The sequence below is a fragment of the Acinetobacter baylyi DSM 14961 = CIP 107474 genome (genome assembly GCF_000368685.1).
GTDB lineage: Bacteria > Pseudomonadota > Gammaproteobacteria > Pseudomonadales > Moraxellaceae > Acinetobacter > Acinetobacter baylyi.
Map to the genome: position 1 here is coordinate 1,047,127 of NZ_KB849628.1, position 25,569 is coordinate 1,072,695.

At 36.0% G+C, this 25,569-nt stretch carries 15 protein-coding genes and 1 pseudogene; 2 read left to right on the plus strand and 14 right to left on the minus strand.

Going from position 1 to position 25,569, the window contains the following annotated elements; translation table 11 throughout:
* Positions 1-9: 9 nt before the first annotated feature.
* Positions 10-1,233, minus strand: a complete 1,224-nt coding sequence (locus tag F952_RS14260; protein WP_004929174.1) for an MFS transporter — start codon at positions 1,231-1,233, stop codon at positions 10-12.
* A 35-nt stretch (positions 1,234-1,268) separates the two neighbouring features.
* Positions 1,269-3,416: a TonB-dependent receptor gene (locus F952_RS14265; protein ID WP_004929177.1), complete on the minus strand. Its 2,148-nt coding sequence runs from the start codon at positions 3,414-3,416 to the stop codon at positions 1,269-1,271.
* 250 nt (positions 3,417-3,666) lie between these two features.
* Between F952_RS14265 and F952_RS14270 the strand changes: the two genes are divergently transcribed.
* Together F952_RS14270 and F952_RS14275 are read left to right on the plus strand one after the other, a co-directional pair.
* Entirely contained in the window at positions 3,667-4,407 is a 741-nt protein-coding gene (locus tag F952_RS14270; protein ID WP_004929179.1) for a thioesterase II family protein, read from the plus strand.
* A 24-nt stretch (positions 4,408-4,431) separates the two neighbouring features.
* Complete coding sequence (locus F952_RS14275; RefSeq protein ID WP_004929181.1) at positions 4,432-5,259, plus strand: 4'-phosphopantetheinyl transferase family protein; 828 nt, start codon at positions 4,432-4,434, stop codon at positions 5,257-5,259.
* Between the two features lie 202 nt (positions 5,260-5,461).
* Here the strand turns inward: F952_RS14275 and F952_RS14280 are convergent, their stop codons facing one another.
* The 12 genes and pseudogenes from F952_RS14280 to F952_RS16785 all read right to left on the minus strand — a co-directional run bounded on the left by F952_RS14280 (position 5,462) and on the right by F952_RS16785 (position 25,566).
* A complete protein-coding gene (locus F952_RS14280) occupies positions 5,462-6,070 on the minus strand; it encodes an N-hydroxyputrescine acetyltransferase (protein ID WP_004929184.1) in 609 nt (202 codons plus the stop codon).
* A gap of 83 nt (positions 6,071-6,153) precedes the next feature.
* Positions 6,154-7,314 (minus strand): type III PLP-dependent enzyme, encoded by a 1,161-nt coding sequence (locus F952_RS14285; RefSeq protein WP_004929186.1) that lies wholly within the window; start codon positions 7,312-7,314, stop codon positions 6,154-6,156.
* A gap of 9 nt (positions 7,315-7,323) precedes the next feature.
* The gene (locus F952_RS14290; RefSeq protein ID WP_004929189.1) at positions 7,324-8,664 is read right to left on the minus strand and encodes a putrescine N-hydroxylase; all 1,341 of its coding nucleotides are present in this window, start codon (positions 8,662-8,664) and stop codon (positions 7,324-7,326) included.
* A 13-nt stretch (positions 8,665-8,677) separates the two neighbouring features.
* Positions 8,678-10,297 (minus strand): (2,3-dihydroxybenzoyl)adenylate synthase, encoded by a 1,620-nt coding sequence (locus F952_RS14295; RefSeq protein ID WP_004929193.1) that lies wholly within the window; start codon positions 10,295-10,297, stop codon positions 8,678-8,680.
* Positions 10,298-10,309: 12 nt separating this feature from the next.
* Complete coding sequence (locus F952_RS14300; RefSeq protein WP_004929194.1) at positions 10,310-13,510, minus strand: condensation domain-containing protein; 3,201 nt, start codon at positions 13,508-13,510, stop codon at positions 10,310-10,312.
* A gap of 15 nt (positions 13,511-13,525) precedes the next feature.
* Complete coding sequence (locus F952_RS17155; RefSeq protein ID WP_004929195.1) at positions 13,526-16,771, minus strand: amino acid adenylation domain-containing protein; 3,246 nt, start codon at positions 16,769-16,771, stop codon at positions 13,526-13,528.
* 2 nt (positions 16,772-16,773) lie between these two features.
* Positions 16,774-19,266 (minus strand): condensation domain-containing protein, encoded by a 2,493-nt coding sequence (locus F952_RS14310; RefSeq protein WP_004929196.1) that lies wholly within the window; start codon positions 19,264-19,266, stop codon positions 16,774-16,776.
* A 15-nt stretch (positions 19,267-19,281) separates the two neighbouring features.
* On the minus strand, positions 19,282-20,067 hold the full coding sequence (gene dhbA / locus F952_RS14315) for a 2,3-dihydro-2,3-dihydroxybenzoate dehydrogenase (protein WP_011182612.1): 786 nt from the start codon (positions 20,065-20,067) through the stop codon (positions 19,282-19,284).
* Positions 20,068-20,094: 27 nt separating this feature from the next.
* On the minus strand, positions 20,095-20,724 hold the full coding sequence (locus F952_RS14320) for an isochorismatase family protein (RefSeq protein ID WP_004929198.1): 630 nt from the start codon (positions 20,722-20,724) through the stop codon (positions 20,095-20,097).
* A gap of 93 nt (positions 20,725-20,817) precedes the next feature.
* Positions 20,818-21,981, minus strand: a complete 1,164-nt coding sequence (locus F952_RS14325) for an isochorismate synthase (RefSeq protein WP_004929199.1) — start codon at positions 21,979-21,981, stop codon at positions 20,818-20,820.
* 756 nt (positions 21,982-22,737) lie between these two features.
* On the minus strand, positions 22,738-23,664 hold the full coding sequence (locus tag F952_RS14330) for a helix-turn-helix transcriptional regulator (protein WP_004929200.1): 927 nt from the start codon (positions 23,662-23,664) through the stop codon (positions 22,738-22,740).
* Positions 23,665-24,428: 764 nt separating this feature from the next.
* Positions 24,429-25,566: pseudogene (locus tag F952_RS16785) on the minus strand (IS3 family transposase).
* Between the last annotated feature and the right edge of the window lie 3 nt (positions 25,567-25,569).

A 25,569-nucleotide genomic window follows, 5' to 3' on the forward strand; every position in this document is an offset into this window, starting at 1 on the left:
TACAAAAGGTTAAGTTGGTACATTGGGATCATCAGGTGACAATAATTTCCATGACAAAGCAGCCACACCTAAAGCACATATAAAGGTTAAAATCACGACAGCGGTATACCCAATATGTTGGGCCAGCGTTAAACCGAGTGCTGAATATACAAAGCCCATGAAAACGACCAGGCTAAGTTGTAAACTAAAGAACGTTGCTTTTGCTGGCATACTTGCAGCACGATCCATAATAAGTGTAGAAAGCGTCGCAATTAGCCCTGGATTGGCAATGAAATAACCAAAAATTGCCAAATACACTATGAGTTTTGAGGTGTATCCCAAGGTCAAAGGAATAAAAAGTAACAACGTCAGGCCTTGCATGACCGTCAGCGTAATCAGTGCTTTTTTACGTTGTAATTGATTGATCAAAAGCGTGGCAAGGAATGCCGATAAGATGCCAATAATCGAACCAAAGACTTTAGTGGCAAAACCAATATCAACCAATGACCACTTTGCATCGACCAATAATGGATTTAGGATTCCAAATACAGCAGTGAAACCAATTGGATAAATAAATAACAACACAAACCAAGACTTATGCTTGGTGATAAATAATTTAAGTTGCTGAGCTAAACTTTTGAACTGAGAAGAAAGATTATGATGCGGATTCGAAAACTCATTTTCAGGTTCACGATAAAACAATAACTGAATCCAGGTTATAGCAGTTAAAAGGGCCAATATAATAAATGCGCCTTTCCATTGTAACCAAGGATATAAAATCAGGAGCAAACCGCCGCCAATGATATTGCCCAACAAGTTACTGGCATATTGAATACTATTCGCAAATTGTCGTTCAGAGGCCTCAAAAATCTTTGTGGCTAAACCATCTATAGCAACATCTTGGATACTCATAAACAAGCTATAAACAATAAAGAGTACCAGCATGATTGGAAATTGTTTGTTTACCTCTAAATAACCACATACCAGCAGTAGCCCCGTCATACACAATTGTGCAAACAGAAGCCAACTTCGATACTGCCCTTGGGTGAATAATCTAAAACTGTCAACAAATGGCGCATATAGAATTTTACCCAGCATTGGAAGCGCAATCAGATTCAATAATGCTAATTTATCAAGTGCAATACCGTGTTGCCTCAAAATGGCAAAGGTAGCAGACATCATAAAAGCAATACCGATATATTGTGTAGTATAGGTACTGATTAATAGCAGCCAAGGTTTAGAATGATGAGACATGATAGGTCTTCCAATGCATGAATATTTAAATAGAATTAAAAATCGATCTGCATAGATAACTTATATGTGCGAGGATCTCCGCCTACACCGACATAGCCATTCCATACACCTGCCCAATGTTTTTTATCAAAGACATTATCGATGCCCCCTCTAAACACAACATTACGTTGTGCAATAACAGTGGCATAACGTGCACCTAAATCAAATATGATCCAATCTGGCAGTTTTTGTGTATTGGCATTATCTGCATACATGCTGCCGGTATAAACGCTATTTGCAGTCAATGTTAAATTTGGTTGCACAGGCAGATCCCATTCCACACCAAGATTAGACTGCCAGTGTGGAATCCCCATCACATCATTACCTTGATATACCCCACCTGCGGTTTTTGTATATTTGGCATCTAGATAAGAAACTCCACCCAATAAACGCAGATGGTCAACTAAATCCCCAACTGTTGTCCATTCCACCCCACGGTTACGTTGCTCACCATCATCACTATAGATATTTGTAGTGGTATTTTTAATTAGGCTGGGCTTAGTGATCTGGTAAAAACTCAAGGTATTTCTGAAATTACCCAAATCCCATTTTGTACCAATTTCAAATTGCTTTGATTTATATGGTTTAAATACTGTATTCACATTAGCCGCTGTAGTGTCCGAAACGGTATCACCTTGTGATAAACCTTCTATATAATTTGCATAGAGTGATAAATGATTACCCCATGGCTTTAATACAACCCCAACCGCTGGTGTCAAAGCACTTTCTTTATATGCTGGATTCAAGGCATTCGTGGCAGGATTAATACTAAAACTTTGGGATTCTACTCGTTGCTCACGAAGGCCTAAAATAAGCTGATATTTATCTTGTAAAACAGACAAAGTATCTGCTAATGCAACACTGGATAGTTTTGTTTCAGAAATCTTGGGTACATTGGCTGGTCTTACCGCATTTGTTCCAGGCTTAGGATTATAAATATTGGATTGCCAAGGTGAGCCAACACTTAATCCCATATAGGTATTTTGATCAATTGTATTGCCACTTAAAACTAATTGATGTTTGATTTGTCCAGTTGTAAATGTTCCACGGACACCTGTTTCTACTGCATTGACATCGGTGTCATTGGCATTCATACGAGAAATAGCGGTGTAATCACCATTAGGCTGTGCAGCCATACCTAGAGCGTTATTCGCAATAACACCATGACTTTTTTGTTTTTTTGTTCCAACAGTGGCATATGCGGTCCAATCATTTAAAAAATCATACTGTACATTCGCAATAAGTCCTTTGGCTTTGGTGTGTGCATAACTGCCTGGTTGAGTATTAATTTTTGAATCTGGTGCTTTTGGAATATCTGCAGAGGCAAAACTCACCATCAATGGCATACCGCCATCAACTTTTTCATTGATATCGTATAAATCAAGGCTTGCTCGAAGTCTATCTCCTTTATAGTCTAAAGCAATAGAGCCTAAAGCCCTGTCTTCCTCTTGACCATCTAAAACAGTATCACCACCAGACTTTAGAGCATTAACACGAATGCCAAATTGTTTTTCATCACCAAAACGACGACCTACATCAAGATGTAAACCTAAATTACTGTCCGAAGTATATGTTGCCGTTACTCTTGTAAGATCTTGTTCACCAGCCCGTTTAGGTACAACATTAATGACACCTCCAACAGCCCCCCCCAAAGACATACCATTAAGCAATGCACTGGTTCCACGAAATACTTCAACACGTTCTAAAAATTCTGTTGGAATACGATTATGTGGTACTAAGCCGAATAGTCCATTCCAAGCCATTTCATGGCTTTGAGTATAGAAACCACGAATATTAAAGTATTCACCAAGCCCATTTCCTGAAAATACGCTACGTACAGAAGGTTCATTTTTCAATGCCTTTGCGATAGAGGTTACTTGTTGATCTTGAATATATTGAGCAGTGTAGCTGGTAACATTAAAAGGAATATCCATTGTATCTTTGTCACCCAGCATACCGACTTGACTCTTTTTAGTCACTTGGCCATTCGACAAAGTCGTATTATCAGTCGCCTCTGCTTTAACGATAATCGTAGGAAGCTGTTGAGCCGACTGTGTATTCTCCCCAGCAAATATATTCTGAGTTAGCAGCAATGTGATACTGATCGATAAAATTGCTTTTTTGAAATGGATACTGGTATTCATTTCTTATCCTAGGAATAGTAATGTTTAAATTATGTTACGCATAATACCAAGAATCATTCTCAACAAAAAAAACGATCAGAAATAATTCAATAAAACAGGGAAAGCATTTGAATTAATTAAATATTTTATGAATTTAATTTTTTTTAAGTTAGATTAGATTTGACATCTAGCAGATAAATAGTATTTTAAAGTAATTCTCATTTGCATTTATAACTGCATATTTTAGGCTCGAAATTTATCAGTCACTCTTATGAACAACAATTCAAAAATTAATTTATTTTGTGTTCCTTCTGCAGGAAGCAGTGCATCAATTTTTAGTGCTTGGGATAAAACAAGTGCTGAAAATTTAAAAGTTATTGCGCTTGAATACCCTGGTCATGGACGAAAAATTCAGCAGTCCCTGAGTCATGATCCTGACTTTTTAGCTCATCAATTTAGCTTAGAAATTTTAGCTTATGGTAATACGCCATATGTACTTTTCGGGCATAGTGTCGGTGCCTCATTGATATGGAAAATTGAAGAAAAACTCAAACTTTTACATGCTGATCATAACCTGATTCTAAAAATTGTCAGTGCCCGCCCTTCTCCTCTTTTCCAAAATTTAATTCATAACTATAGTCATCTTACCGATGAGCAAATGATCAAAGAACTCAGACTTTATAATAATTTTCCTGATGAAATATTAAACAATGCAAGTGCTTTAAATTTTTTTCTTCCTATTATTAAAAATGACTTCATTCTAAGTGACAACATGCTGAAAAAACCTATTTTTAAAAGTTCAGTTCCTCTTATGAGTGTTTATGGAGAAGCAGATCCGTATATCAAAAATCATAATATTATGGAAAGCTGGAGTACTTATACCAATAAATGGTTAGGAGCTCATCAATTTTCTGGAGATCACTTCTACTTTTTAGATACAACAATTTTACAAAAAATGCTTCATCTTATTCAGGAAAAAATTTACCTTTTAATGAAAACAACACTGGTTTAATTTTTTAAATTACACATTCATATTATGTTTAATCAAGAATATAAACAGACACCTCTGAATTCAGAACAATATTTAGAACTAAAATTTTCTAATATTGATTTCGAACATTCTATTCTAAAAACCCCAAAAATAATTATCCATCAAATTAATTTGCTCGATATAGATGCACAAAAAATTTATAATTTATATAATAAATATAATATTTTCCTCCCTAAACACGTTACCAAAGCGAGTATAAAACGAAAATGTGAGTTTTTCTTAGGGCGTTTAGCTGCAAAATACGCATTAAATGATTTAGGTAATTATTCCTCTTTTATCATAGAAAGAGGTAAACAAGGCGAACCTCTATGGCCAGATCAAATTACAGGAAGTATTAGCCATAGCATGCTGGACTGCACCCAAGGAATAGCAATTGCAGCAACATCAAGGCTAAGCAAAAATATGAATGATTTAAAAGAATTATCAAAAATCTATAATCAAACAGCCTCATTATCTGGACAATTTTTAGGAATTGACATTGAAATTAAAAAAAATTCAGAAATATTTGATCGAAATCCAAGTATTTTAACCAATATATTCAGCTCTCAAGAAATTAAGTTAATCAGTCCTTTTTTAAAGCAACGACCTGTATTACACTTAATAATATTTTCTGCAAAAGAAAGTTTAATAAAAGTAGTTTACAATAAGTATAAAAAAATCATTTCTTTCGACACCATGCATTGTATTAATATTTGTGAGCAAACCCAAACTTTTATGTTTTATATTCCACAAATTTCAAATAATGAAAAATTTTTAGTTAATTATATTGAACTAGACTATCAAATTTTAACTTATTGCTGTCTAAAAAGCTAAATAAAATATATCAAATGATAGGCTAAAAATCCTAAAAACACTCTGCTAACTATATTCATTATAGTTTCCCCATTTAGCACTTATTATATCAGTCATTTTACCTACAAACTACATTATTCCAACAAAAAAATCAAAATATTGAAAATACTATTTTGATCTTTTTATTCCACATTAATTAACTTCTGTTATTTTTAAATCAAGATTAACTGGCTTTTTTACGTTTAAATTCCTCATAATAATGCCCACACTGTCGATAAAACTGTTCTCTAAAGCAGTGATATAAAACAGCCGTTTTTTCCTGTAGCTTAATTTTACCCTGTTCATTTAAAGCAATATCCTGTTTAATTTTTTCATAGACCAACATTGTCTCATCAGGTTCACCAACTACTTTTCCTGCTTTAGAATGCTCAAAAATTAAGAAACTTAGCATACGCATGACAGCACGAAAATGCCCTTTACCAACTGCATCTTCACTCAATAAAACATGCCAACCTAAATCATTTTCTTCTGCATCATAATATAATGCCAAGCGATCACGTTTTGCCTCATAAATTTCTAAATAGCCAACGTCTTTCCGATCAATTTGAATGATATATAAATGTTGATGATCATCACAAAGCATTCTTTCAAAATAAACAGCCAGTTCAAGTTCAGATTTATTGAGCTGCCACTGCGGAATAATATGCGGTTGATGCATCCATTTGACTAGTAACGGTAAATCTTGTGGGAGTACGACATCACGTAAAGTATATGAAACTTGATGTTCTGCATAATCAAAAAAACCAGGCAATGCTTTTGATATTGTCTTCATGACGAGTATTCTCTTTGAAAATAACAGCAAAATTTTAAGAATTAAAAGGATACTTTTTAATGAAAAGCATCCCAAGTAACTAACTAATTCAAAGCATAATATTGCAGTGGTGGAAAACCGTTAAACTCAATCGAGCTATAACTTGTGGTATATGCACCCGTCGACAACCAGTACAAATGATCGCCAATTTCGAGAGATAATGGGAGTTCATATTTTTTGTTCTGATACATGATATCCATACTGTCACATGTTGGACCTGCCAATATGATGTCATCACTGTTTCCAGTTTTTTTACACATAATTGGATACTGGATTGATTCACCTAATGTTTCAATTAGACCATTAAACACACCAACATCGGTATAAACCCAACGCTTTGTACCCGACTGTGGTCGCTGTGAAATCAGAACAATTTCAGAAACCAAAATACCTGCATTGCCTACTAATGAACGTCCTGGCTCTAAAATAATCTGTTCTAGATGGTAAGACTTGAATATCTCAAGTGCCGCATTAATTTGCTTAGAATAGTTATCAAATGCTTCCGTTTCCTGAACATATTGTGCAGGTAATCCTCCACCTAAATTTAGCATTTTTAGACGAATATTATGTTCAGTGGCTAATACATCAAAAATTGCTTTAGTTTCCTGTAAAGCACTGTCCCACAAGTCAATTTTTCGTTGTTGAGAGCCGACATGGAAAGAAATACCATATGGAATGAGACCCAATTCCTTGGCTTTTATTGCTAATCTGATAACACATTCAGCATTACATCCAAACTTACCTGAAAGTGGCCAATCTGCTGTTTCTGAACCATCAATTGATAACCTAAAAAATACCTTAGAACCTGGAGCATAGTGTGCAATGTTATTTAAATCGATATCCGAATCTGTGACATAAAGTCGTACGCCTTGATCATAAAAATATTGAATATCGATACGTTTTTTGATGGTATTTCCAAAAGCTAAACGTGATGCATCAACACCAAATGCTTGAACTTTTTTTAACTCATTAACGGAAGCTAAATCAAAATTTGAGCCCAATGAGTTTAAACGATCAATCACTTCATTTGCAGGATTAGCTTTCAATGCATAATAAATATCTGTATTTGGAAAACCTTGTTTTAATTCTAAATAGTGCTTTTCAATCACACTCAGATCTAAAACTAAAAATGGTGTATCTTTAGTTCTTACCAAATCTTCCAAATGATCTTTCATATTGCTTTGGAAATACAGGGGTAACTTCATTTTAATATCCTAAAAATATAATTTTGTGTGCTGTGGTTTAGGCTTTGTTTTTAGTGTTGTCACAATTTCATCTTCCAAAGGTGCAAACTCTTGGTAAGCAATTCGTTTTTCAACAGGATAAACTTCACGCCCTAAAATGCTATTGATAATGATGGCATTGCGATAACAGCCCATACCTAAATCTGGAACTGTGAATCCATGTGAATAAATGCCAATGTTTTGTGCAAAAATAGTGTTTTTATCGTTAATGCTATAATTCCAATTAACTTGAATACGGTTTTTATTGTCCCAGTTGATTTGCGAACGAATTGGTGTCAAACATTCTGGAATGTTGTATTCATATCCAAGCGCAAGAATCAAAACCTCACTGTGTAATTTGAAACTTTTATTAATATCTGAGTTTTTAAAGATCAGATCTAAATGTGAGTCTTGTTGAGTCACCATTTCTAAAGCACAATTTGGCATCATACGTGTCGCTATCGGAGCATAAAGTGATTTTTGATATAAAAGATCATAGATTCGGTTGACAAAACTTAACTCAATACCTTTATATAATGCACTTTGAGAACCAATCACTTGATCACGCTTATTTTGCTCAAGCGAATGAAAATGTGAAGTATAATCTGGTGAAGTATATTCTAGTGTTAACTTACCCAAATCCATTGAAAAGAAATGCGGAGCTTTTGTCAGCCAATTCAATTGATATTCATGCTGATCTATCTCACTAAGTAAGTCATAATAAATTTCTGCACCACTTTGCCCACCGCCCACAATGGTGATGGATTTTTTATTGAGATAATCTTTTTTATATTTTAAATAATCTGCGCTAGAATGAACATTATCTGAGTAGCCTTGACAGAATTTTGGCATAACAGGAGTAGTTCCTGTACCCAATACTAAATTTTTGGTGATGACAGTTATCTCACCTTGAGGTTGTTTTACTGTGACTGTATAAAGCTCACCGACTTCATCATAATCTATTTCATCGACAAAACTTTTAAAATGAACATTCTCAAGTTGTGATGTGACCCATTTGCAGTAAAGATTATATTCAGCACGTAAAATGAAAAAATTTTCACGAATAAAGAACTGATATAGTTTATTGTTAAGCTTTAAATAGTTCAAAAAAGAGTAGTGACTCTTCGGATCTGCAAAACTGACAAGGTCAGCTATAAATGGAATTTGTAATGTACTGCCTTCAGGCATAATGCCAGAATGCCAATCAAACTCCTCTTTAGGATCAAAAAAAATAGTTTTTAATTCTGATAATGGAGCTGTGAGACAAGCTAACCCTAAATTAAATGGCCCTACACCGACACCTACAATGTCATAAATCTGTTGTGTACTCATTTTTAATTCCTTCTTATCCCAGTTTTTGTCTATTTACTTTACCAACATGGGTATATTTAAAATCCGCTACAACGTCTATTTCATCTGGAATTTTAAAATGCGCAATATTTTTACCTGTTAAAAACTTACGAATATTTTTTAAACTAATTTCATGATCTTCATGTTTAGGAATGATGATGGCTTTAATCCGTTCACCCAAATGTTCATCGCTGACACCAATCACGCAGACATCTTTAACAGTTGGATATTGCAAAATGAATTCTTCAATTTCGCTGGGTGTGACTTTTTCTCCAGAACGATTAATCTGCTCTTTCTCACGTCCAGTCACGACAATATTGAGGTCATCATCTAAATAGCCGATATCTCCTGTTTTATAAAAACCATCATCAGTAAATGAACGGCGATTAATTTCATGCAAGTTATAATAGCCATTAATAGTGTACGGACCACGGGTTTGAATATGACCAATCGCATTGATTGGCAAAGCTTGTCCATGATGATCAGTAATGCGTATTTCATCTAAATGTGACAGCTTCTTACCCTGGGTTTGAATAGTCACCGCATTGGTATCATCTAAATGAGTGAAATTTACTAAACCTTCAGCCATGCCATACACTTGTTGTAATTTGACTTGGAACTGATCAATAATTTGCTCAGCAAGTGATGGTAAAAGCTTCGCTCCACCTACTTGAATCACCTTTAAACTAGAGAGATCGTAGTCTTTTAGACTTTCGGCATTGAGCCATAAAGTAGCAATTGCAGGCACCAAAGACACCTGTTCAATCTTGTATTTTTGGATCAGCTCAAAACAAACTCGGGGTTGTGTTAATTGACTCAGCACCACCGTTCCACCTGCATAGAACACACCAAGAAAACCAGGTGAACTCATACAAAAGTTGTGCATTACAGGTAACACCACCAGTTGCTTGGTCTGTGGATTTAAACCTGCAACCTCGACACTTTTTTCAATCGAATAAATATAATCAGCATGAGTGCGTGGAATCAGTTTTGGTAAACCCGTTGTCCCCCCTGACAGTTGTAAAAATGCAATGTCTTCTGAAGAACTTAAAGCTTGAATATTGGTATCTAAGTTGAGATGTTTTAACTGAGGTAACGAGCCTGCAATAGTCTCTTGACTCAATATCGTTTCTCTAAACCAAAGCTGAAAGTTCGGCACAGAAAATTCTTCACAAACATCGACTGCAGTGATTTCATTAGCCGTACCACATAATTTGATAAACCCTACTGCACGACTTTGCCGTGCAATATTTTCAATTTCATAAGCGCCATGACCATGCAAACAAAAGACTGGTCTTGCACCAATGGCATATAAACCAAAAATAACAATAAACACTTCAATCACATTGGGTGATTGCAATAAAACAAAGTCTGTTTCTCGAATACCTTTATGTTTTAAGTATGCGCCGTAGCGAATGGCATAGTCATACAATTGTTTATAGGTCAGTTGTTTTTGGTCTTGAATAGCCGCAATACAGTCACCAAAACGACTAACTGAATCTGCTAGCATTTGAAAATGGGTATTCGATTTCCAACAACCTTCTGCACGATACTGTTTGGCTCTCGATTCAGGAAATGGAACATAGCCTTGTTGAATATCTTGTTCTAAAAACATGAACTGAATCCTTTAAATTGCCAATTCTGGAAGTTGAATGGTTGACAGCTGATGACGGATTTCCATGACATCAATCTGCGTGCATTCTTCTGACTGCGTATCGATGTGGATAAAACTTTCTAAAACCTGTTGCGCCACCTGACGAATCAATTGAATTTGTATCTCGTTATAACGATTTACACGATAGTTAATCACCACACGCAGGCGTTCTTTTTCAGAACTCGGCTCTTCATAAACTTCAAAATGCAAACCAAATTTAGCTGTATCTCGCTCTGGTTCAATCAATTCAAAGCCTATTTCGTCACCAGAATTAAGTTGGAATACACCCGTTAAGGCATTTTGAGCATGTAGTTGCACATAAACTTCATATGGGCTTTCTGTCCATTCTTCACCTTCAGCGCGAATATTGTCTTCTACAATGGCAAATGGAATATCTGCATATTCTTGTGCTTTAAAGATATTGTTCTGAACTTGATTAACTAAGTCTTTAATGCTTAAGCTTTCATTGAACTGTATGTAATGCATGACTACATTGGTGAAATAACCCAGCGTATCTTGATAATTTGGATCTTGGCGACACGCCACTGATGTCCCAGACAAAACTTTTTTACCTGCACCCAAGTAATAGGTGGTGAGTAGTAATCCGGCATAGACTACATAAAATAAAGAAGAGCGATACTGACGTGCTAAAGCATACAGTTGCTCAACTTGTATTGCCGTAAAATTAAATTCAACAGCAGCGCCTGAAACATCATCTAGATTATTTTCAGGAGGTGGCATATCTACATCGTTCCTGTAGGCTGGCAATAACGGCTGTTGTTTTTTTATTTTCCCAATCGTGTTCATCCAATATTGAATATGTGCTTGTAGTGCAGAATCATCTTGCGCCATTGCATATTCGTGAAATTGGCGTGGTGTTTTCTCCCAAATTGGTGCTTTTCCGTCGACACGGCTTGTATAAGCTTGAATCAACTCACGCATCAAAATACCCGACGACCATTCATCCATCGCAATGTGATAGAGCAACATCGACAGAATATGCTGTCCCTGTTCATCTTTCATAAAACGAACACGAATTGGGAACTCTTGCATCAAATCAAAAGAATGATTCGCTTCAGCACGTAAAATCTGCTGGGCACTTTGTCCAACCTGATGTTCAGAACCCCAGAACCATGGATGCTGATTTAACCGATCCATCGGAATGACCGTTTGAAAAATCTCACCTTGATCTGCCTGAACAAAAATACTGCGCATTACATGATGCCGTTTTAGAATGTCTAAAAATGCATCGTAAAAAGCCTGTTCATTTACCGTTTCACTAAAACGGAAGGCAAATGGAATATTGTACATCGCATCCCGGCCTTGATTTGAAAAGCCCATAAACGCTTTTTGCAATAAAGTCAGTGGTGCCACAATTTCACGATTATCATCTGCTACTGAGCTGTCCTTAACTCGATCACTCAAATATTCCACACATTGCGATAATTCCAATGCAGTCGGTGCATTGAAGAAATCTGCAATTTTAATGAGCAATCCATGCTGGGTTTGCAATTTGCCAATGACACGCGTAGCTAAAATTGAATGGCCACCAAAATCAAAAAAATTATCATCGGCTTGTAAATTTGGATTCATCAGGACTTGTTTAAACTCATCCAGAATCAATTGTGTAATTGATGCATCTACTTGTGGTTGAACCGATGAAGTTGGTTGAGCCCAATGTTCTTGATCAGAACCATATGGAGAAGCCTGATGGCCAAATGCAAAAATTGCTGCTTCTTCAAGCCGCTGCTGTGCATCCAGATGTAAAAATTCAATCCATTGCTCTAGTAGTAATAAACCAATTTTCTTAGATAATTTTTCACCTGTGGTGAGTTCAAAATGAATCTCATCAGCTTTAATCTGAAAGGCCAAGGTCAAGTCATAATCTGAATGAATGGGCGGAATGATCAATGTTGATGTTTCAACTTGCTCCAATTTTAAGAATTGACTGCCATCGATAAATTGCGTCACTAAAACATTTGGAATCGTGTTTCTTTTCGTTTTGGTAGCAGACAAAATCTGTTCAATCGAAATATTATGAACCATGCCCTGCAATATTTGATTGCGTACATTTACAATCGATTCTTTTTCTTTATTTTCAATATTCGATTCTTGTTCAGAGTATTCAGGCCGTAAAATTCGGATAGGTAAAATATTTGAACTTGACCGAATTTGGCTAAGGCTAGATGCTTCATACTGTTCGACAATCGGTACAAAAAGATCAATTGACTGTGTACCAAATAAATGATTTAAGTACCCTCCAAACTGGGCAACCACGGTATGAAAAATCGATGCTTGCGCCCGCTCGCTTAATTGTTTTAAGCCCTTCAATGGTATGCTGCTAGAGCAACGTACAGCTTTTTGCTCATAATCAAAGATTGTATTTTGACCATACTGAATTATTGATGCTTGAACATTCGGTGCTCGGCAAAATTTTGGCCAATCTAACTGGTTTAATCCCGTAGGAAATATAGTTTTCCAATATTGCAATGCATTTTGGGAATTCACCAAAACTTTTGCTGGTATTTTAGATGATAATTCAATGTGTGAATTCGATGCTGTTAACACACCGTCAAGCTGTGCATAATTCTGGCTAAGCTGCGCAAAAATGGGTTGCCAAGCAGAATCATCTAACAAGATATGATGTCCTAAAATACCTAAAATGACCTCATGATGACTTTGCGGCAGTAGCGTAAACTGAATCGCTGGAGCTTTCGCCAAATTGATCGGTTTCTGAATCCAAGACAACAGATACTGAACCGCTTCTTGTTCAGACTTGACCACATGAATATTCATCTCAAAAGGTGTGTGTTCATCATGGTATTTATTTAATATGCCTTCATCATCCAAGTCATAACGTAAATTTAGATTTGAATCACCCTCATAAAGTTTTTGAATGGCATTGGATAATCGAGAAATCTCAATCTCGCCACTTAACCGAAACGCTAATATAAATGGTCCTGAAGATGCCAATGGATCTTGTTGATGCAGCATCCATGCACGTTCTTCAGTAAAAGAAAGTTGCACACCATTTTTTTCAATGTTTATGATCTGATTTTCTGTGTAATGTTCAACCGCTTCAGTTGAGATACGCTCTGATAATCCAATATCCTGCAACTTACTTTCAAATAAACTCAATAAGTCATCACTCATGATGGATGGTTGGTTACTCATGTTCGACTCCTTTTTTTATTTCTGATGTAGTTGTGATTCAATATTCATGACGATGTCACCAATAGTTTTACACTTGGCTAAATCAGAAAATTGGATCGAAGTATTGAGCTGTTGAGAAAAATGCTTCGCTAAACGATTTAAATGACCTGAACTAATACCTAGCGCTAAAATTTCTGTATCCAAAAATAAATCGGCTTGACCTGTATGATTTGCCAAAGACATTTGCAGATGATGAATCACGTCTTTCGCAATAGAAGGTTGCTGCGCTGTTTGCGTAAAACCTGTTGCTTTACTCGTTTGTTGAGTGCCATGGGCTGTATCTTGTACTTCTTTTACTGCACGAAAATTTGGATGATCATTGGTTGCTTTGGCATAAGTTTGATAGAGAAAATCATGAGCCACTTGCTTTAACGTTTTACGGTCAATTTTTCCATTACGGGTAATTGGAAATTCTGCTAAAGGTACCCAACGTGATGGAATATGTGAGTTCGGTACATAGTCTTGTAGAAATTGACGTAACTCAGATGGACGCATACTATTTAAATCTGCATGATCGGTCTTGTAAATCGCCACCAACTCATTGCCTTCATACACTGGATTGGTACAGGTTATGACCACGCAGTCGGTAATCTTTGCATGTTTCAATAAGGCATTTTCAATTTCTGATGCCGCAATACGCACACCACGTACTTTTAAATATCCCTCATCACGACCTGCAAAAATAATATTGCCATCTTCTCTTAAGTAACCTTTATCACTCATGCGAAACACACGATGGATTTCACCATTTGGTAAGGTTAACAACACAAAATCCTTTTGTGTCAACTTGCCATCCAGTAAATAACCATTGGCAAGATTAATACCAGACATGTACAACTGCCCTACCACACCTGGCGGACAAAACTCACCAAATTTATTTAAGATGTAATAACGGTTATGCACCATTTCCTTACCATAAGGAATGACGTCGATATCTTCAGATGTAATCTCATGCCAAATACTCCAAATTGTAGTTTCAGTTGGACCACCAATCGAAATCAAACGAGTATTCGGTAAAATTTCACGAAGTTTTTGCACGACAGAAGGTTTGACATAATCACCGCCTTGATTAATCAGACGAATACTTTGTAATTGACTCGGTTCGGCTGAAGTGAGCAACATATCGACCATTGCTGGAACAGTACACCAGATTGAAACCTGGTATCGTTCAATGAGTTCAGCCCATGCCACAGCACTTTTCGCTTCTTCCAGAGTTGGAACCACCAAAGTGCCTCCAACAGACAAAGGAGCCATCAAATCAAAAATTGACATATCGTGATGGAATGGCGTTGCCGCTAAATGAATATCCTTATCATTAATTCCCCAGAAATCAATGGTTTCCTGTAGTACATGCGCTGTAGCACGGTTATTCAGTACCACGCATTTTGGTGTACCCGTACTACCTGAGGTATATAAATAATAGGCAGGTGATGCATCATAATGGTGGTGCCAACTTAGTTCAGATTCAAACTTAGATTCAGCACTACCAGAATATAAATTTGAATTGGATGAAACCTTTAAAATTTCATCAATATTCAGTGTGAGTAAACCTTCAATAGGTGAAGTCGAAATGGCTAAATCTGCACGACTGTTTTTAAGAATGTACTGCTGACGTAATTTTGGTGAGTCCATATCGACAGGTAACCAAACAATCCCCGATAAAGCACACGCTAAAATCGTATAAATATGTTCAGGACTTTTACGTAAACAGATAGCCACCACTTGGTTTTGACCAATTTGTGCCAAATCAAGTGCACGGCGAACTTTCGCAACATGAGCACCTAGCTCAGCATAAGTAACCTTCTTTCCGTCGTAAATTAAAGCGGTTTTATTTGGAATTTTTTCAAATAAATGACACTGAATATTGGCTAAATAATCAACCACTTCAACATGTTGATAATCATCCGAAATATCTGCATCATCGGATAAAACTGCTATATTGCAGATGTGCTTTGGCTGTTGTAATTCACCATTCAGCTTAGTTAAATCATTGAGTCGGGCCAACAATGCATCTGCTAAATCTTGAATCATTGTTTCACTTAATGCCTCTTCAACAAAATCAAGATCAATAACTAATTCAGATTGTGCAGATAAAGACAAACGAATATCTAAAGCCAATTGCGGTGTTTGTGTTTGCCCAACAGCATAACGAATATGATCATGTTGTGGTGGTTTAACCCATGACAAACCATTGGTTAATGCCACAGGTAAAACAATTGATTCTTTTAAAGTTCTCATCAAATATTTAGATAGTTCAATGCCAGAATATGAGGTATGGCCCATACATTCCAAAATTTGTTTTTGGGTCGATTTGATTTGATCGACAAGACTCATTTCTGGAGAATATTGATAATCCAATACAATGAAAGAAGAACTGTTGCCCACTGTTTTATGCAATGCCGAATGAGATACAGGCATAGAAATCAACAATTTTTGCTCTTCTGTCCAACGAGAAAGCACATCTAAAATCAATGTAGTTAATAAGGCATTTGGAAAAACTTTATACTGGGCAGCCAACTTTGATAATTGATCAAATTGCGACTTTGCAAGCACTACACTGCGACGCCCATAATGTGGATGAGTAATGGTTTCAAGTGTATTAGCCCAAGGTAATTGGCTAACTTCATCTACTTGTGATAATTTTTCATGCCAAAATTGACGATCTTTTTCTGTTGCGTTAAAAAAATCAATATCATCCGTATTCGACTTTTTTTCTTCACTACTCAGTAAATTGTTTAAATCACGAGTAAAGTCAAATAATTGGTCTAAAAGAACAGAGATCGAATAACCATCAATAATTAAACCATCAAAACTGGTCAACACTACGGATGATACTTCAGCTTTTTCTGGTAATTGAATTAATGCGATTTGCCAAGGTGATATGGCTAAATCATGTAAAAAATAGCGATATTCTTCACGTAATAGGTCTAATCGTCTAACGGCCTCTGAAATATTTAACTGACGAAAATCATAAATTTTGAGTTGATTCGTCAATTCAATTTTGGGTACAACATATTGTACCAATCGCGTTTCATCAATCATGGTACGTAACGCAGAATAATGCTTCACCAGTATCGTTAAACGCTGTGAAAAAATTTCAGCATCAATTTTTCCATGCAACTCACGAAAGTCATGCATAGAGGATTGACTCAGTGGGAACATTTTACTTTTACCCAGTAAATATGCTTTTTGCATGGGGGTTAATGGCATTTGGTTTATCATTTTTATTTCCCCTCAATCACTTGTAGAAACACAGTGGCAATGCGCTGTGCGGTATCAGGTATTTTTTGTTCAATCAATAATGCAATATTTTTTGCATTACGCTGAGTAAAGATATCGACGACAGAGACATCACTTTTCTTGAAATATTGATTCAGTGCAGTGACTAAATGTGTAGCTAATAAAGAGTCACCACCTTCATCAAAGAAATCTATATCAACGATTGCCTGTTGCTGTGGTAACCCAATAATTTTAGCCATAATGAAACACACCACGCGCTCCAGTGCAGTGGATTGCAATGGTTGCTGTGATGCCATCTGCTCTATAGACAAATGGGGTTGGACAAAATTCTGGATATCCTGAATAGGCGTATTTGAAGTAAATGCCTGCAATTGATCAACGATATAAGTTTGTTCAGGAATCAAGTACACAGGAAGAATCTGATGATATGCAGTCTGTAATTCGGTAGATGACAACTTTTGATTTAACTCAAGTAAAGCAATGCAATATGATTTTTGCTGATCATTCATCGCGTATATTTTTACATTTTGCACATGCGAAATATTTTGAATCCGATTTTCTAAATCTTGTACAGCAACACAATAGCCATTCTTGAAAAACAACTGATGTGACTGCTCAATGACATACAATTGCCCTTGGTGATCAAAATATGCTGGAAACCGTGTATCTATCCATTGCTCTAAATTGGGATTAGATTGTTGATTTATATTGAGGATCAAACGACCTAAAACCCAATCTGGACAATCTGCACCCAATTCATTCAATACACGAAATTGTGTTTCTTCATTTGCTTTTGGAAATTGAGACAAAATCTTTGCAGGTAATCTTGAATTTTGTTTTTTACGTACATCAGATTGTACTTGAGGTAACTCAAATTTAAATTTCTCATCAAATGCCGAACTGCCTTTAGAGATTAGGCCATGAATCATCTTAATGTAATGCTGGAACATTGCCTCAATCACATCAGGTTGAAAAGCATGAGTTCGAATATCCCAGTTCACAGCCAGGCCATGATTGAAATATGCAATTTGCACATCTAAATCAACTTTTGGGCCTTGTGAAATACACCAGATTGGTTGCCCAAGAGTGTCTTGTAGTGGCTTAGAAAAAATTTCACCTTCATCTAAGGCTGAGGTAAAAACAATAGGTGAAATTTCCAATTTTTGATGATGTCTGGATAAATCACGTAATACATGAATACCGCCATAACGATAATGTTCAATAATCTGATCTACATCTCGCTCAATACGTTTTGTAGTTTCTAGCAAAGTTTCATGGTTATTCAGTTTTAAGCTCAGTAAACTCATTTGGGTAAAATCACCCACAATATGGCGGATATCATCACCATATGGTTCACGAATAAATGTTGGTAAATTAAGTCTAAAGTCAGACCTGGATGACCAAGAAGCAATTGTGTACGAAAATAAAGTAAGACAAAGACTTCGTACCGAAACCCCATGGGTTTGTGCCAGGCTTTGTAAACAGGCACGCTCTTTTTCACTAAAAATATGAATTAAACGTTCAAAGTGATGTTCATCAGATCTGAGACCCTCCGCAATTTGTGGTAACTGAGGTGCTGGCGCAATATTATCAAGTTGTTGTTGCCACCATGCTTGATCTTGTCCTAATCGGGTTTGATACTCTACATTTTGTCGACGTTGTTCGAGATAATTAAAATATTCAATCTGATCTACAGCTAACTTTGGCAAAGCCTTACCTTGATATAAAGCGGTTAGGTCTTCAACAACGATCAAGAAACTTTGTGGATCAATCGCTGACATATCTGAGTCAATATGAAGCACATGACGATGCTCAGGTAACAATGTTAACTGCACATCCAAAACATGGCCTTCTGCACCATTTAAAAGCTGGTGAGTTAAACGCTGTCGTTTAGCATACAAATGTGCTTGAATGGCTGATGCACTCAGATGCGTTAAATCCTCAAGATGAATATCTTGATGCTCTAATGACACAATACTTTGCTGTCCATTAATAATTCTGACATTCAACATTGGATGGCGTTGCACTAAAGTATGAAATGCTTTTTGTAAGCGAACAGTGTCTAAATTGACTCCTTCAAACTCCATATATAAATGTGCAGATACGCCTTCCGTCTCTTTTCCTGCCCAATAGGCATATTGCATATCTGATAGTGGAACAAGATCAGTGGGTAACTGCTCTAACCATGTGGGTACGTCTAATGACAACTGCGCCGTGGATTCAGATATATTTAAATCAGCTATATTTCTATTTTCATTGGCTTGAATCAGGTCATGCCAATCCTGAACGGTAGGTGACATAGCAAAATCTGCATAAGACAAAGCTTTGCTATATCTTTTCTCAAAATGATCGACCAATTGCATGATCGCTAAGGAGTGTAAACCATGTTCAATTAAATTATCTTGGGGTTGAATATGAACATCTTCAACTTGAAGCACTTGATGAATTTTCGCAGTAATTTCTTGCTGTAATTGCATTATTTTATCCTTTTCTTATTGACCTAAAGTTGCACCACCATCAACCACTAAATCATGCATAGTGATGTGCGAGGCTTGGTCACTAATTAAGAACATCACAGCATTGGCAATGTCTTGTGTTAGTGCAATTTTCTGCAATGGAATACCCACTTTGTATTGCGCCAAATTTCCATGAATCGTTTTTTGCTCCCCAGACGCATCATTCCAAAGTTGACGAAGCATTGGAGTCACTGTAGAACCTGGCGATACAATATTCACCCGTACGCCATATTCAGCAAGTTCCAAAGCTACAGTTTTACTAAAACTAGTTAATGCCGCTTTGGATGCACCGTAAGCCGCCATCTCAATGCGTGGTACACGTGCAGAATTGGAAGACACCATGACAATGCTACCTTCACGTTTGTTACGAAAATGTGGACTTAAATTCTTTAAAAAATAAAATGGAGCAAAGGTATTCACTTCAAAAGTTTGTCTCCAAGCCTCAATCGGCAATGCATCGTGCCCATCTAAATGCAATACCCCTGCTGTATTGATGAAATAATCTGGTGGTGACGTATTTAATAATTTTTGGCAAAGATCAAAAACCTGTGATGAATCACCGACATTACATTGGTGAACTTCGTAATGGTCACTTGTCATAAAATTGCGAATAGATAAATCGAAACCGACGACATAAATATTTTGAGCAATCAGTTGTTGCATGATCTGTGCACCTATGCCCTGATTAACACCAGTTACCCACGCAATTTTCTTTACTAGATTTATATCTAAAACTTCTGAATTGATCTGTGTCATGGTCATCCTCGAGTTAGCTGTTAATTCTTAGCCTTATGAAGCAATGACACATTCAACATCTTCGACAACACCCAAGTTATTCTGAACATATTGCAAAGCGAACAAATGATCTTTTAAACTAAAGTCAGCAACTGAATCACCGACCACAAAAGGTTGAATACCATTCATAAAGGCTTCTGCAGCAGTTTGAAGCACACCAATATGCGCATAAACACCACAAATAATAAGTTGATCTTTTTGAGTGTCTTTAAGCATTTTTTCTAAGTCTGAATTATAAAAAGCGCTATATCGCCATTTAGTAAGCACTTGATCTTGCTCATTTGGCATTAGTTTTTTGACAATTGCGGCCTGCTCAGGATAAGCCGTTAGACCAGGCCCCCACATATCATTCAACAAAGCACGATCTTGATCTTTTTGTTCAGCAGGTTGTGCGGTATAAAACACTGGTACATCATTAGCTACACACCACGCTTTTATTTGTGCGATGTTATCAACCACCTGTTGAATCAATTCTGAATCTTCACCGTAGAAATTGACAAAATAATCTTGCATGTCATGAATCAATAAAGCAGCACGATTTTTCTCAATTTTCCAATTCACTTTTGCAGCGGGATAATCTTGTTTAAATGGAAGTGGATAACTTGGAATTTTTGGAATGGTCATAGTGTTGCCTATATATCGTTAATCTGTTTTCAAAAATATGTCTTTGATTTGGTTTTCATGCTCTATTGGCGCCAAATATAGAATTTGTTTTCATCAGGAATGAAAAGTTGCGCTTAGGGTTTTTAGTAGAGTTTGCATTTTGACTTCAGTTTCACTCCATTCAAGTTCAGCTTGTGATCCCATCACAATTCCAGCACCAGCATATAAACGAATTTTTTTATCATTGAGTAAACCGCAACGAATAGTGACAGCCCATTCGCCATTACCTTGGGCATCCATCCATCCCACCAAACCAGCAAAATAATGACGGTCGTAACCCTCATGTTCTAAAATAAACTGTTTTGCAGGCTCGGTAGGTGAACCACAGATTGCAGGTGTAGGATGTAAAGCCAATGCCAACTGCAACGCATTGTCAGACTGCTTTTTCAACTGACCATCAAATACGGTCGAAAGATGAAGCATCGTGGCCGTTTTTAAAATTTCAGGTTTCTCTAAAACCTTTAATTTTTGGCAAAATGGCTTTAAATTTTCTAAGACACTGTCCACCACAATTTGATGCTCATTAAGATCTTTTTCTGATGCATACAATTCATGAATACGTGACTGATTTATATTTTCATCCTCACTTAAAGGACGAGAGCCTGCTAAAGGATTACTACGAACAGTCAGATCATTTTTTGAAATCAGTAACTCTGGACTTGCACCCAGAAGGTAAGCATTGTCTTCAACTGGAATAGCAAAACTAAATGCATGTGGATTTTCTTTAGCTAATGTATCAACCAAATCAAAAGGATTTTGTGACTGTGAAAGTTCAAAATCCACAGCCTGTGACAAAACCACTTTTTCCAATTGATCACACCTAAACTGATCAATTGCAATATCAATGGCATGCGCAAAATCTTTTTGTTTAATCAAAGGTTTTTGATTTGAAATAGATAATGGCGAATGAGTTATTTTAGATGAAATCACCAATTGTCTTTGTTTACGATGATTCCGATAAATATTGAGAGACGATGCTTGTGTTGTATCGAATGGAATTGCACCAACCAAAATTGGATTTGCATTTGGATCTTTTTTTAATTTCTGAAAACTATCTGTAATGGTTTGACTTAATTTTTCATAATCGCAAGCAGCTAATTTTACTACTTCAGCTAAATCTGATGCTAATAAACGATAATCTTTAGTTAAAAAACAAGAAGATTCTAGGTTAATATTCAGTTCAATTGCATGATCAATTGAGAGATTCATATCATTCATGAAGCCATTCCCCTTGTAATACACGTGTTAATTCCCAGTCAATAAACAACTAAAATTTCTAGTGCATGCAATTGCATTAACAATAATAATATTGATAATCATTAACATTTAATAGAAAATATCCGATGTATTTTTTAAACTTCTAGGAAAATGACTGATTTATAAGATTAAATTTCTTTTAAGAAGAAACTCAGTGTGATTAAAAGATTGATTAGTCTACAAATAATAAATCTAAACTTATGAAAAATATAAGAAATATTAAAAAACTCGTGAAATTTTTTTAATAAGAGTAAAAGCTAGAATTGTTATTAATTTACGCCTCATACAACCTAGGACTGTAATGCTCACTGATTAAAAAAATTATTTAGATTCTCATGTCAAACTTTAACTTAAATGTTGATGATATCTATGAGGGAGTGCCTACTTCCCTTCCGTTAAACACAATGCTCTTGTAGTCGATTCATAGAATCATATGCTCAAACAATCTTCTCAGTCTGCTTTTCTGGAAGTGTTTGGGTCGTATTTTTTGATAGGGTTATAACTAGAATCATAAGTAGATTTATCAGTCATGTAGTACGAAGGGATTGAATTTATTGGCATATAAAAACTATTCTAATTATGCGAATTACAAAAACTTTACAAATTGTGGTGTGAGTCAATCATCAATGGTACTGGATTTTATAAAAATGTTCTGCATAAAAATTGGCTGCCTAAAATCCATCGAATGAAATTAGCGTATAATTTCAACATACATTGCTAACAACTGTAGCTGAAATAACGTTCATAAATTTTTTTAAAATACTGAGTACTACTGTATCCAATTTGATTGGCAACTTTTTCAATTGAAACACCCTCTTTGAGCAAAATTTGAGCACATCTCATTCGATTTTCTAATAAATAGTGTCCAATAGTTTTGCCCGTATATTCCTTAAATATTTTTTTTAAATCACACTCATTAATCCCGACTTGTTTAGCCAGAGTGCGAATTGTGATCTTTTTTTCAAATTCATTTTCTAAAATAAAGATCGTTCTTTGAACTGATGAAGGTATTTCGTTAGATTTTTGATTGTTACCTAGCAATAGACTCATTAACTCTAGTGCTGCCCCCTCCAAGTGAAGAAGATCAATTGATGACTGAGCTGATGGAATATTGAGTAAATAGTGGGCTTGATGTAATACATTCTTATTAGGAATATTGATCGTTTTTAATGCTGTACTTGGTTCACTTAAAAAGAAATTTGCGAAATCAGAATTTAGAGAATTACTTTCCATAATTTCAAGGAAACTTTGATTAAAATCTAAAGAAATTAGAGACATTTCTTTATGCTCTTGAAGGTGAATTGTTTGTAAGCCTAAACTTCCTTTTCGTAAAATAATCATAGGGGAACGAATTTCATATTTATGATTACTTTTATGATTTTGAATGTGATGTGTTCCAGAAAGGAGTATCGTGATCCCAAAGGAATGAGCTGGTGTCTCAGCACTCATCTGAAGTGGATGATCTATCCAATATTTTCCTTTACCTACGCACAATTTACCAAAATCATAAATTTCACTATAGCCATTTCCATCAGACGGATTGAAATGATTCAAATGATGGTTGGGTAAGGGAGAACATGAGTCTAAAAATATATCGCCCACTTGTTTCAATACGACCTTATGAGAATCAATATAAATAGACATTTTAAAAGCTCCGCTCACAAATGTTAATGATAATTATTTTCATTTCATATATTATAATTGTCAATGGTAAAATACGTAAGAAATAGTGAATTTACATCGAAATAATATCAAGTAAACCCTTTATAACGGATAGTAAACTGTAGCCTTTTACAAATGACAATTTTACGATAGGCTTTGGACAATTTTTTTCGTTTAAAAAGCGTTATTAAACAAAATTATTGCATAAATAAATGAATTTTTTCGGACTGCTATCACATCTCTAAACAAATACTATCTATGTCTTTTCGTAGGAGAGAACATTACCAAATGATATTTCTCAAATAACCAATATCATGTCTATCCTTAGTTATTAGGGCTGGGCTAATTATATACATATTACCGTTGGCAGACACCGCAGTCTGGCAGAGGCCAACGCTCCCTATCATGATAAACCTATTATAATCAAAACCTGTGCTGTTCCATGCCAACTCAAATATGAACCATCAGACAAAATATGCGGTAAAAGTCAACTGCTTCGTGCTTGTTTTCTGGTAACTCAACAATCAATTACTCTGTTGGGAAACTAAGAGGATCACATCGTGAATCATACTCATATACAACCACCACCTTATGCACAAATTATTTAATCTTAATTGTTATTTGATGCGCTACATTAAAATCATCATCGATCATTTTACTGTCATAGTTATCGCACTATTTGATCAGATTACCTCACCATTTAATATCTGTTGAGGATGATACTTTCGACTAACTGAGTAGTGATCCTAGACAGTATCGAGGACAACCGATCCCTCTAAATTATAAAAATATTTCAGTTCAAAAGCCTCAGGACTTAACCAATCATTTGCAGAATGTCGTCTAATTCGATTGTAGTAAACTTCAATATATTCAAACAAGATAGCATTTGCTTCTTTTCGGGTAGTAAAAACACTCCCGTGTACCACATGACCTTTCAATGTATGAAAGAAGTTTTCCGTCACCGCATTATCCCATGAGCAGTATACTGCGCAAGGCCTCGTCTAGACATGCTTGGAAGGCAGTTATTCGTCAACAATAGCACTCTAAAGTCACGACTACAGTACTCACGACCTTGATCAGAATGCACCATAATACCCGTTGGATACCCTTGACGAGCTATTGCATAATTAAATGCATCACACACCAATTCACGGTCTATTCGATGGCTAGTTTGCCAACCTACAATACGACGACTAAATAAATCTAGCATCACACATAATTAAAGCCAGTCTTCTTTAGTTCGGATATACGTTATGTCGGTTGTCCAAACCTTGTTAGGCCGAGTGACTGTAAACTGGCGATCTAATAAATTTGGTGCCGTCGGCAAACGATGATTCGAATCAGTCGTATACTTATATTTACGTGCAATCTTGCTGCGTAAACCGAGCTTTTTTAACTTTCTTCCAACCGTTCGTTCACTCATGCGATAACCTAAATCCCGCATGTCATGTACCAAAGACGGTACACCCAAGCGCGCATGATGATGCTGCCAATATACAAATTTTCAATCATTGTATTTCTGCGCTGTATTGGCTTGGCGTTTTCGCCAGGCATAATAGCCTGAAGTGCTGACACCTAGGCATTTACAGGCAGAAGAAACCTTAATTTCAGTCATAGCTAGACCTTGAATTACCGTGTACTTTTCTTGGCATGATCTGTTAGGAAGTACACATGCGCCTTTTTTAAAATATCATTGGCTTCCCTGAGTTGTTTGACTTCTTTTTCTAAATCGAGAATACGCTGTTGTTCTGGCGAGAGTTGGCGTTTGCTTGAACCCGTGGGATTAGCCTCACGAATCGATTTATCTAATGTTGAATAACCCACACCTAACTTCTGGGCGATTGCAGCTACAGACTCGTGTGAGTTTGAAAGTGCATAATCAATTGC

Coding starts and splice junctions, on each gene's coding strand:
- F952_RS14260 (WP_004929174.1), bottom strand. CDS start 1,233: ATGTCTCATCATTCTAAACCTTGGCTGCTATTAATCAGTACCTATACT.
- F952_RS14265 (WP_004929177.1), bottom strand. CDS start 3,416: ATGAATACCAGTATCCATTTCAAAAAAGCAATTTTATCGATCAGTATC.
- F952_RS14270 (WP_004929179.1), top strand. CDS start 3,667: ATGAACAACAATTCAAAAATTAATTTATTTTGTGTTCCTTCTGCAGGA.
- F952_RS14275 (WP_004929181.1), top strand. CDS start 4,432: ATGTTTAATCAAGAATATAAACAGACACCTCTGAATTCAGAACAATAT.
- F952_RS14280 (WP_004929184.1), bottom strand. CDS start 6,070: ATGAAGACAATATCAAAAGCATTGCCTGGTTTTTTTGATTATGCAGAA.
- F952_RS14285 (WP_004929186.1), bottom strand. CDS start 7,314: ATGAAGTTACCCCTGTATTTCCAAAGCAATATGAAAGATCATTTGGAA.
- F952_RS14290 (WP_004929189.1), bottom strand. CDS start 8,664: ATGAGTACACAACAGATTTATGACATTGTAGGTGTCGGTGTAGGGCCA.
- F952_RS14295 (WP_004929193.1), bottom strand. CDS start 10,297: ATGTTTTTAGAACAAGATATTCAACAAGGCTATGTTCCATTTCCTGAA.
- F952_RS14300 (WP_004929194.1), bottom strand. CDS start 13,510: ATGAGTAACCAACCATCCATCATGAGTGATGACTTATTGAGTTTATTT.
- F952_RS17155 (WP_004929195.1), bottom strand. CDS start 16,771: ATGATAAACCAAATGCCATTAACCCCCATGCAAAAAGCATATTTACTG.
- F952_RS14310 (WP_004929196.1), bottom strand. CDS start 19,266: ATGCAATTACAGCAAGAAATTACTGCGAAAATTCATCAAGTGCTTCAA.
- dhbA (WP_011182612.1), bottom strand. CDS start 20,067: ATGACCATGACACAGATCAATTCAGAAGTTTTAGATATAAATCTAGTA.
- F952_RS14320 (WP_004929198.1), bottom strand. CDS start 20,724: ATGACCATTCCAAAAATTCCAAGTTATCCACTTCCATTTAAACAAGAT.
- F952_RS14325 (WP_004929199.1), bottom strand. CDS start 21,981: ATGAATGATATGAATCTCTCAATTGATCATGCAATTGAACTGAATATT.
- F952_RS14330 (WP_004929200.1), bottom strand. CDS start 23,664: ATGTCTATTTATATTGATTCTCATAAGGTCGTATTGAAACAAGTGGGC.